Source organism: Aquabacter cavernae, from assembly GCF_003993795.1.
Classification (GTDB): Bacteria; Pseudomonadota; Alphaproteobacteria; order Rhizobiales; family Xanthobacteraceae; genus Aquabacter; species Aquabacter cavernae.
In genome coordinates, this window is sequence record NZ_RWKV01000017.1 from 492938 (window position 1) to 502704 (window position 9767).

Sequence of the window (9767 nt, forward strand, 5' to 3'; positions counted from 1 at the left end):
CGCCTGCCGCCCTGTCGCAGGCCGGTTCGCGACAGGATCAGCCGGCGTCTTTTCCCGGTGTCTTCGACCCCCGCTCCCGGTCAGCGACGATCCCGCGGGCAAGCCCATTCCGGTCCACGCGCGCGTCACATCGTCCAACGGCTTTCCTGACAGCCGGTTGGCCTGCACGCCATGCTGCCCTCGGCATCGGAAAAGCCCTGTCGACGGCGGGCTGGTACCTCCCCCGTCCACAACCTCCCGCCTTTCCCCCCGGTCGTGTGGCCAAAGGATCCAAATCGAACGCTTTTCCAGCCCCATCAAGCAGATGGGTGCCGTTGGCTTGTGCTATGCTTCACGACCATCGCCGCCGACAATCGCACACCCATACGCATCTGGATCAATGTCCCATGAGCCCGCCTGGCTCAATGAAGGCTGACAAGACGGGACAGTGTTTTACCCGTCGCGCGGAACAGGCTTTGCGTTCACTCCCTCTGGCCTGCGGGAAAGGGTGATATGAACGCAATGCCGATCCGAAATGCCTACTCGAAGGAGGGAGGTCGCCTTGAGTACTAGCCGCGCGCGCCCTCTCGTGACGCCGGTTTCCGTGCTGCTGTCCTTCGCGGCCATGCTGGCGATCATGGGCATCACATCCACCTGGTGGGAGTTCGCGCTCCAGGATCATATTCTCCCCCGGTTCGGCATTCCCGTGGACGCGGGAGGCGGCGAGCCGTCGCGCTGGCGCTTCATCATCACCGCCGTCGCGTTCGCCGCCTTGAGCCAGATCGGGCCGGCGCTGCTGCTGTTTCGCCTCATACGCCGCCTCGACCGCGCGCGGATCGACGTCATCAAGGCGCGCGAGGAGGCCGATGCGCTTGCCCGGTACGACCCGCTCACCGGCCTTCCGAGCCGCCGCATGCTGCGCGAGCATATGCGCAAGCGCCTCGCCGTGTCGGCGGGAAGCACCGGCTACGCTTTGCTGCTGATCGACATCGACCGCTTCAAGATCATCACCGACCTGCACGGTCTCCAGATGGGCGACAAGCTGCTGCTGGAGATCGCCAACCGCATGAAGCGCCTGTTGCCCTCCGATGCCGTCGCGGCGCGCGTGAGCGGAGAGGAGTTCGCCGTCTTCATGCCGCGCCCGCGCTCGGTTGAGCCGCTCGGCAAGCTGGCCCAGCAGCTCATCTCCCACCTGTCCGCGAACTACCAGTTCGAAAGCCTGGAGGTGCGGCTGGGCGCCACCGTGGGCATCGCGGTGACGCCCGAGAACGGCACTGACGAGGGCGAGGTGATGCGCTCGGCGGAAACCGCGCTTTACCGCGCCAAGCGCAATGCGGGCTCCTACCGTTTCTTCGAGCCGGCCCTGGACCAGGAACTGAAGCAGTCCCGGCGGCTCCAGCGCGACCTGCAGAGCGCCATTACCTCCAACGCCATCGTCCCCCATTATCAGCCCCTGGTGCGGCTGAAGGACGGGGCGGTGGTGGGCTTCGAGGTGCTCGCCCGCTGGAACCACCCCATGCAGGGCTTCATCTCGCCGGAAGTGTTCATCTCCATCGCCGAGGATACGGGCCTCATCGGCCCGCTCACCCAATCGATCCTGAAGCGGGCCTGCCAGGACGCCGCCCAATGGCCCGAGCGGCTGAAGATCGCCGTGAACCTTTCGGCCATGCAGCTCAAGGACACCGCGCTGCCCGACCAGATCCTGCGGACGCTGAAGAGCCACAACTTTCCGCCCCAACGGCTGGAGATCGAGATCACCGAGACGGCACTGGTGGACGACGACAAGACCGCCAATGCGATCCTGACGCGCTTCCGGGCCATGGGCATCGACGTTGCCCTGGATGATTTCGGCACCGGCTATTCCAGCCTTCAGAACCTGCGCACGTTCCCGGTCACCAAGCTGAAGATCGACAAGTCGTTCGTGCGCTCCATGAACACCGACGCGAACGCGAAGAAGCTGATCTCCGGCATCCTGGCGCTGAGCCGCAGCCTCGGCATCTCCACCACCGCCGAGGGCATAGAGAAGGCCGCCGAGGCCAAGTATCTCAACTCCGTGGACTGTGATTTCGGCCAGGGCTATTGCTTCGCCAAGCCCATGCAGGCGGAAGACGTGCCGCGTTTCCTGAACACCCACGTCCCCGTCCTGAGCGGAGCACTCTAGCGCCCCGCGCCGTTTCAGGCGGCCTTCTGGCGTCCAATGCTGCGGACTTTCTCCCAGACATGTCCGACCTGGGGAACGTCGATCTCAAAGACAGTCGCGAACGTATCGGCGAGATGATCGGCGCTCATGATGCGCTGCTCTGTGATGCTGTTCGCGGTCACGCGGCGCAGGCAGTCATTCTGCAAGGCCACATAGCCCTCCTCCGTGTGGCGCAGCACAGCGAGCGCATGGGTGAAGGGCGAGCCGGCATCCTGCATCAGCCAGCCATGCGCCGCCGCCATCGCTGCCTCGTCGCTATGGTCCGGCCGGAAGTCGATGCTTTTCGCAAGACCGTGGGCATGGTTGTTGAACCGCATCCAGCCGCCGCCCACCGGCGTGATTGAGAAGTCGAAACCGCGCTGGCTGATGGCCCCCACCTCAAGCGGCACGGGATCAAGGATCGCATCCGCCGCGCCGACCTCGGCGAGATAGGGCCGGTCGAGATCCACGCGCAGCGTCAGGTGGTTGCCGATGGCAACATCGCCAAGCTTTTCGCGATTGACCCCGCCGCAGAGGCGCGTCACCCGGAAGCCCAAAGCCGCGAGCGCGGCACCGAAAAGGCCGTTCATCTCGAAGCACCATCCCCCGCGCCGGCCTTCCACCATCTTGGTGAAGACGCAGGATGGGGTGATGGAGGCCGGCCAGCCCATGAAGGCGTCCAGCGCCTCCCAGGTGAAGCTCATGAGGTGAGCACGGTGAAGCCGTGTCAGGCTGCCGATGTCGCATGCGGCGGGTCGCTCCATGCCGACCCTTGCGAGATAAAGCGCGATCTGATCGGCGGTCAGGGTCATCTCTTCATTGCTTCCGGGTACGTCCGTCATCCTTCGCTCCTTATGGTGGACCGCGATCGCAGTCTCGATGCTGCTGCGGATGACGGACTTTCGCGGCTGAGACGGGCTAATATTCAGCCTTATTTTCCGCCAATCCTGCCCGCCCGGAGCGAGGTCTCTATAGCGACGCGGAAAAGCGGGCGTTCCTAAATGAATGTGCAAGGCGCGCCCGATATCCTAAAAGTTCACTAAGCAGACTTCGCGCGGGCGACGGGGATTGCGGTGCAGCTCGACGACACGCTTCTTGCGTTTTTCAAACGGCCGCTGATGTGCATCATCGCCGGGTCCGACGCGGACGGACGCCCGTCGGCGGGGCGCGGCGTGGGCCTGGATGTGCTGGACGACAGGCAGACCATCGACGTCATCTTCTCCGCCTGGCAATGGCCGCGCCTGGAAGCGGACATCCGGCAGACGGGGCGGGTCGCCGCCACCTTCGTCAGCCCATCGGACTATGTGAGCTTCCAGCTCAAGGGCACCGCCAGCCTGCTGGACACCGGGGCGCACGACCTTGATCGCGCGGAGCGCTTCATGAGCGCGGCGACGAACGAGCTTCAATCCCTCGGCGTGCCCCGGCAGATCATCGGGCCGTGGCTCACCGCCCGCGACGCGCGCGTCACCCGGATCACCGTGAGCGAGATCTATATCCAGACGCCCGGGCCGCTCGCCGGCATGCTGGCCGGTGCGAGAGCGCGATGAGCCTGCGGCTATCCAACCTGTCCGCCTGCTTCGAGGGCGTCATCCCGTCCATCATCGCCACCGCCGCGGCCGATGGGATGCCGAACATCTCCTATCTCTCCCATGTGGTGCGGGTGGACGAAGACCATGTGGCGCTGTCCAACCAGTTCTTCGCCAAGACGGCGGCAAACATCCGCGCCAACAGCCATGTCACGCTCATCGTCGTGGATGGCTTCACGGGTGACCAGTTCCTGCTCAACGTCGCCTTCGTGCGCTCCGTGGACACCGGCCCCCTGTTCGACAGGATCGCGCTTCAACTGAAGGCGAGCAGCGCCCAGGTGGGAATGTCCGAGGTCATGCGGCTGCGGAGCGCCGACATTTTCCGCGTGCACCGGATCGAGCCCGTGCCCTCCCCCGTGGAAACCGCATCGGCCCGCCGCCGCGATCCCGTCAGCCTGCCGGCCCTTTCCGAGGCCATACGAGCGATCGAGCGGCAGAGCGAGGCGGGCGGGATCATCGACAGCCTGCTTTCCGGCGTCCGTGGCGTGCTCGGATACGGCAATGCGCTGGTCCTGATCCGGGATGGCGCGCGCGGCAGCCTCGTCACCACCGGCAGCATGGGCTACGAGCGCTCGGGGCTGGGGTCGGAAATTGCCGGCGACGATGGGCTGATCGGTGCCGCGGCAGCCAGCGGGCAGACCATCAAGGTGAACGACATGAGCCGTGTGCGCCGCTTTGGCGGAGCGATCGGCCTGGAGGCGGAGACGTCGGAAAACGCCACGCGCGTCGTCGCCTTTCCGGAATTGCCCATGGCCATGAGCCAGATCGCCGTCCCCATGATCGTGCGCGGCATCGTGACGGGGGTGCTCTTCATTGAATGCACGGAACGGCTCGCCTTCCGGGAGGAAGATGAGGCGGTCCTGGAAATCCTGGCGGGCCACGCGACCAGTGCCTTGCGGCTGAGCGAACATGCGGCGGCCCAGCCGGCGCAGGCCGCGCCCCCCGCCCGGTCCGCCATCGGCGGCCGGGAGATACGGGTCGTCCATCACCGGGTCGATGACAGCGTGTTCGTGGATGGCACCTATATCGTGAAGGGCGTTGCGGGTGCCCTGCTTCGGCTGCTGCTCCAATGGCACCTGAAGGACGGGCGCGACGCCTTCACCAATCGGGAGATGCGGCTGGCCCTGGGCGGCCGGATGCCGGAGATCAAGGACAATCTCGAAACCCGGCTCCTGCTGCTGCGCCGCCGGCTCGAAGAGAAGCAGGCACCCATCCAGATCGTTCGCATCGGCCGGGGCCGGGTTCGCCTGGAGGTGACGGGCCCGCTCACGCTGGATGCCGCGCAGGACTAGCCGGCAGGAAGCCGCCCTCAGCCGTCGCTACGACGAACCGTCCTGCCGCATCTTAAGAGGACTCATCCTGTCCGGGGCAGGTCCCAAAGGTCTTCGAGAAATTCGCTGGCCAAGCCCCGGGTGCGAAAGGGGCCCGCGTGGATCCGCATCTCGTCATCCACCAGATAGAAGCCATATCCGGCATATCCGTCCGGAACGGCCATATTCAGATGGTCGAGGACAATCACTTTCAGATCGGCGGGCCGTGCCATTCCACCCTCTCGGAGACTTCTGCAGGTGCAGAATAGCCGGGGCGTGCGCCGGGAGCACGGACATTTCGGCCGGCGGGCCGGTCACCCCTGTCGGATGACCGGCCCGCAGGCATCTCAGGACTGGAAGATGCCCATGATGCCTGAATAGACACCCAAGGCGCACATGATGGTGGAGACGATGATGACGGTCCACATGTAGCGACCCTTCAGGCGGTGCTGCTCAGGCAGGGCCTTGATGGACAGCATCACGAGGAAGCCCAGCACCACCGGCAGCAGCAGGGCGTTCAGCACCTGCACCGCGATGTTCACGTCGATGAGGTTGACGCCCGACAGGACGATGCCGACGCCCACCGCGAGCACCAGGATGTAGACCACATAGAACCAGGGCGCCGACTTCACGCCATCGCCCAGGCTGCGGCGATAGCCGGTCACTTCACCCAGGCCCCACGCCGCCGTCAGGCTGACGACGATGGCGGCCACCAGCGAGGCGCCCACCATGCCGAGCGAGAACAGGATCCGGCCCGCGTCATAGCCCAGATGCGGGGTGATGGCGTCGCTGATCTGCTCCACCGTGTTGAGATCCACGCCGCCTTCCTGGTTGGCCCACAGCGTCGCCGCGGTGGTCACCAGCATGGCGATCATGACCAACTGGGTGACCACGGAACCGATGGCCGTGTCCCATCGGGATTGCTTGATATGCTCCACCGTCAGGCCCTTATCGACCGTGGCGGACTGCTGATAGAAGATCATCCACGGCATGACGACGGCGCCGATATTGGCCGCCACCAGAAGCATGTAGCTGGGATTCGAGATGGGGAAGGTGGCCAGCCCCTCGGCCATTTGCCTCGGATCGGGGTTGGACATCACCATGGTGATGAGGAACACCAGTTCGAACAGGCCGATGCCGATGGCGATCCGCTCCACCCGCAAGTAGGAGCCGGTGGCGACCATCCCAACGAGAAAGACGGTCACGGCGCCCGTGGAGGCCCACATGGGGACGCCCCACATCAGCCCCACGCCGGCAATGCCGCTCATCTCGCTGACGATGGCGCCGGCACAGGCCACGATAAGGGTCGAGACCGAAAGCCACGCCCAGCCCCGGCCGAAATGGGACTCGATCAGTTCGCCATGACCCTGCCCGGTCACGACGCCCAGGCGGATGGTGAGTTCCTGCACCATGAAGACGATGGGGATCAGTATGATCTGGGCCGATAGCAGCGAATAGCCCCACTGCGCGCCGCTTTGCGCGGCGGTGATAAGGCTGCCCGCATCCGTGTCGGCCAGCATCACCACCAGCCCGGGGCCCATGATGGCAAGGTATACGAGAAGAGCAGAGCGCTTCGGCGCCCCCGGACTTGCGCCATTTGCAGTGTTCGACATTCCACAACCCCAAAATTCAATCTACTTAGAATGCAGCGTGTAAATTCGCGCGGCAAGAGAGATTGAGGAGATGTGATCTTTTTATATATAGAAAATATCTAGAGAAATTCTAAATTTAACGATTTAAATACAAACCGCCATCTAAGCGAATTCTATTCTGCCTGTTATTTAGTGAAACTTTAAAAACTTTCCCAGATATCATTCCGCCAGATGCGAGACGAAAAGCGCGACGGAACGGTGAAGGGTCAGCGTTCAGGCACATGCTCCAATGAATAAGGCCCGCCTCTCATTCGTGGAGAGACGGGCCTTCATGACATTAATCAACTTGGCTTTAGCCAGCCTTGCATCGGCCGGTCTTTTATCAGCCTGTCGTTTATCAGCCGGCCTTGGCCAGCTTGCCGAATTCGAGATCGACGAAGTAGTTCGAGTTCGGGCCCTCGCCGATCAGGTCGATCTTGTCGAGAATGGTCCGGCACAGCTTCTCTTCCTCGTGCTGCTCGGCCGCGAACCACTGCAGGAACTGGTCGGCCTCGTAGCTGTGCTCGGCGCGGGCCATGTCGATGGCCTCGAAGATGTGGCTCGACACCTTCCGCTCCTCTTCCTGCACACGCAGGAAAAGTTCGCGGATCGTCTTGGCATCGACCACCGGCTTCGGCAGCGCCTTGAAGGAAATGGGGGCGCCGAGGTCATCGAGGAAGGTGAAGAACTTCATCATATGGGTCCGCTCTTCGGCAGCGTGCACCAGAAGGAAAGCCTTGGCACCCTCGAACTTCTGCTCTGACGCCCAGGCGGCGCACTGCAGATAGATGTGATGAGCCTCCATCTCACCGTTCAGGAGTTCGTTGAGTTTGGCTTCAAGCTTCGCGCTAACCATTTTAAGCCTCCATACCGGACCATGTAGCTATGGCCCTCTATTTCATCCGGCGAGGACTGCGAGCGCTCGCATTCAACTCAGATTATTAAGACCCGGATGAGAATTCAACAATCCGCATCGGTTCGTTGCGGAGATTTTGTTCGACGTGTGCTCGTCGTTCGATGGCGGGAACTTAGTCCTGTTCTAAATTGGGTCAAGCGTGAACTTTGGCCTGCGAAGCAACATGGCCAACTCTTAATAATCCGGACAGGAGGCATTCATCTTCGGCGTGGCGGAAGCCGGGCAGACCGCCGCGCGCCGCTCCGGCGAGGGAGGAGGCAGAAACGAAAAGGCCCCGGTGGCGGGACGCCGACCGGGGCCTAAAGCACTGAAAGATATACCCGATCACTCCAGCTTGACGCCGATCTGATCGATCAGCGCCTTGTACTTGGCGCTCTCGGCCTTGGTGAAGGCGCTCGTCTCCTCCACCGACAGGACGGAAATATCAGCGCCCTCGGCGAGGAAGCGCTCCTTCACCTCCGTGGAGGAGAGGATTTCGTTGATCTCCTTGTTGAGCAGGGTGATCACCTCCGTCGGGGTGGCCTTGGGCGCGAAGAAGCCGACCCACAGGGTGATATCGAAGCCGGGAATATTGGCGGCCTCGGCGATGGTCGGGACGTCGGGAGCGGCGGCACTGCGCTTGACGGAGGAGACCGCCATCAGCTTCATGCGGTTTGCCCGCACGCTCTGGAGCGCCGCCGGAAGGCCCGAGAAGAACAGGTCCACATGCCCGCCCAGGATGTCATTGAGCGCGGGGCCGGCGCCCTTGTAGGGGATATGGGTGAAGTTCGCGCCGGTCTTCTGCTTCAGCAGCTCGGTGGCGAAATGGCTGGGCGTGCCGATTCCCGAAGACGCGAAGGTCAGCCCGCCCGGCGTCGCCTTCGCCACTTCGAGCATTTGGGCAACGGTCGAATACGGCGCCTTCTCCGGGGTGACGAGGCCCAGCGGCACGATGGCGGCCAGCGCGATGGGCTGAAGATCCTTCTGCGGGTCGTAGCTCAGCTTCATCAAGAAGGGATTGATGGAGATTTCAGCCGTCTGGCCCGCCAGCAGGATGAGGCCATCCGCCGGCGCCTTCGCCACATAGGTGGCGGCGGTGGAGCCGCTGGCGCCCGGCCGATTGTCCACGACAACCGGCTTGCCCAGCTTCTTCGCGAGGCGTTCGGAAATGATGCGGGCGATCACGTCGCCCGTCCCGCCCGGCGCATATCCGACCACGAAGGTGACGTCGCGCGCCGGATAGGACTGGGCACTCGCCGTCCCCGGCAGCATGCCGGCGGCCAGGGTCGCGAACGCGGCAAGGCCGAGGGCCCGGCGCGTCATGGAATGCGGCCGAACGGATCGGCCCTTGGACATGAGGTTCATGGTTTCTCCCTAGGATTGATATGGATTGATCTTGGCGTCAGGCGATTGGTGCCTTGTGCTCCTCATCGATGGAGCGCGTGTCTCCGGTCTCCACGAGGGTTCGGGTGGCGTCGATGGAGGCGTAGGTCCACAGGATCTTCATGCCCTCGCTGTCGGAGCGGTTGATGAAGCGGTGGGGGATGTTGGCGGGGATGAAGGTGACATCGCCCGCCGTCACCTCATGACGGACACCGTCGATCTCGGCGATGGCGTTGCCCTCCAGCATCAGCACGCTCTCATCGCAATTGTGGCTGTGCAGCGGGATGGCGGCGTTGGGCTCGAAGATGGTGATGCCGTTGATGAAGTCCCGCGCGCCGGTCTTGCGCGTCACGAGCGGGATGGTCTTGGCGCCCCCGCCCCGCACCCGCGCGGGGATTTCGGACGGGCGCAGGATCACGGCCTTGCGGTCAGACATGGATAGGCTCCCTCACGCTTGAGCCCGCGCCAATCAGCCAGCTTCGCAGGCTGATTGGATAAACGCGGTCTCTATCCAATGGTTTAGAGACTGATTCACCGATCAGGTCGGTTCGACCTGATCGGATCAGGCTCTTGCCGGTCCGATCCAGACCGTCTTGATGTTCACGAATTCCCGGATGCCGTAGACGCCGAGCTCCCGCCCATAGCCGGACTTCTTGATGCCGCCGAACGGCAGGCGGGGGTCGGAGGCGGTCATGCCGTTGATGAAGACCGCACCCGCCTCGATGCGCCGGGCAAGCTGCTTCGCCTTGGCGATATCCGTGGTCCAGAGCGCCGCGCCGAGGCCGAACTCGATGGCGTTGGCGC

General features: G+C 63.6%; 10 protein-coding genes. 3 read left to right on the forward strand and 7 right to left on the reverse strand.

Translation table 11 applies throughout. From position 1 onward, the window contains the following. Positions 1-541 precede the first annotated feature (541 nt). Positions 542-2140 carry a putative bifunctional diguanylate cyclase/phosphodiesterase gene (locus EJJ38_RS20160; protein WP_164738597.1) on the forward strand — a complete coding sequence of 533 codons (1599 nt, stop codon included), beginning with the start codon at positions 542-544 and terminating at the stop codon, positions 2138-2140. 14 nt (positions 2141-2154) lie between these two features. Here EJJ38_RS20160 and EJJ38_RS20165 read toward each other — a convergent pair whose 3' ends face one another. After that, entirely contained in the window at positions 2155-3171 is a 1017-nt protein-coding gene (locus EJJ38_RS20165; RefSeq protein WP_245454348.1) for an arylamine N-acetyltransferase family protein, read from the reverse strand. Between the two features lie 60 nt (positions 3172-3231). On the opposite strand from EJJ38_RS20165, the gene EJJ38_RS20170 reads away from it, so the two are divergent. Both EJJ38_RS20170 and EJJ38_RS20175 read left to right on the forward strand, forming a co-directional pair. Beyond that, positions 3232-3705, forward strand: a complete 474-nt coding sequence (locus EJJ38_RS20170) for a pyridoxamine 5'-phosphate oxidase family protein (RefSeq protein ID WP_127092208.1) — start codon at positions 3232-3234, stop codon at positions 3703-3705. Beyond that, the gene (locus tag EJJ38_RS20175) at positions 3702-5036 is read left to right on the forward strand and encodes a GAF domain-containing protein (protein ID WP_127092209.1); all 1335 of its coding nucleotides are present in this window, start codon (positions 3702-3704) and stop codon (positions 5034-5036) included. The genes EJJ38_RS20170 and EJJ38_RS20175 overlap by 4 nt, the downstream gene beginning before the upstream one ends. Positions 5037-5098: 62 nt before the next feature. Here EJJ38_RS20175 and EJJ38_RS20180 read toward each other — a convergent pair whose 3' ends face one another. From EJJ38_RS20180 to EJJ38_RS20205, 6 genes are all read right to left on the reverse strand, one after another. Beyond that, positions 5099-5287 carry a hypothetical protein gene (locus EJJ38_RS20180; RefSeq protein ID WP_127092210.1) on the reverse strand — a complete coding sequence of 63 codons (189 nt, stop codon included), beginning with the start codon at positions 5285-5287 and terminating at the stop codon, positions 5099-5101. A gap of 114 nt (positions 5288-5401) precedes the next feature. Continuing rightward, positions 5402-6595, reverse strand: coding sequence for an NRAMP family divalent metal transporter (locus tag EJJ38_RS20185; RefSeq protein WP_245454349.1), 1194 nt, complete (start codon positions 6593-6595; stop codon positions 5402-5404). A 448-nt stretch (positions 6596-7043) separates the two neighbouring features. Beyond that, positions 7044-7541 carry a ferritin gene (locus EJJ38_RS20190; protein WP_127092212.1) on the reverse strand — a complete coding sequence of 166 codons (498 nt, stop codon included), beginning with the start codon at positions 7539-7541 and terminating at the stop codon, positions 7044-7046. 384 nt (positions 7542-7925) lie between these two features. After that, positions 7926-8945: a Bug family tripartite tricarboxylate transporter substrate binding protein gene (locus EJJ38_RS20195; RefSeq protein ID WP_127092213.1), complete on the reverse strand. Its 1020-nt coding sequence runs from the start codon at positions 8943-8945 to the stop codon at positions 7926-7928. 37 nt (positions 8946-8982) lie between these two features. Next, positions 8983-9399 carry a cupin domain-containing protein gene (locus EJJ38_RS20200; RefSeq protein ID WP_127092214.1) on the reverse strand — a complete coding sequence of 139 codons (417 nt, stop codon included), beginning with the start codon at positions 9397-9399 and terminating at the stop codon, positions 8983-8985. A gap of 126 nt (positions 9400-9525) precedes the next feature. Further along, the coding region (locus tag EJJ38_RS20205) for an aldehyde dehydrogenase family protein (protein ID WP_127092215.1) at positions 9526-9767 on the reverse strand (242 nt) is incomplete at its 5' end.

Excerpts from the sequence above, each read along its gene's own strand:
- EJJ38_RS20200 (WP_127092214.1), bottom strand. The coding sequence starts at position 9,399 with ATGTCTGACCGCAAGGCCGTGATCCTGCGCCCGTCCGAAATCCCCGCG.
- EJJ38_RS20195 (WP_127092213.1), bottom strand. The coding sequence starts at position 8,945 with ATGAACCTCATGTCCAAGGGCCGATCCGTTCGGCCGCATTCCATGACG.
- EJJ38_RS20175 (WP_127092209.1), top strand. The coding sequence starts at position 3,702 with ATGAGCCTGCGGCTATCCAACCTGTCCGCCTGCTTCGAGGGCGTCATC.
- EJJ38_RS20190 (WP_127092212.1), bottom strand. The coding sequence starts at position 7,541 with ATGGTTAGCGCGAAGCTTGAAGCCAAACTCAACGAACTCCTGAACGGT.
- EJJ38_RS20180 (WP_127092210.1), bottom strand. The coding sequence starts at position 5,287 with ATGGCACGGCCCGCCGATCTGAAAGTGATTGTCCTCGACCATCTGAAT.
- EJJ38_RS20185 (WP_245454349.1), bottom strand. The coding sequence starts at position 6,595 with ATGGGCCCCGGGCTGGTGGTGATGCTGGCCGACACGGATGCGGGCAGC.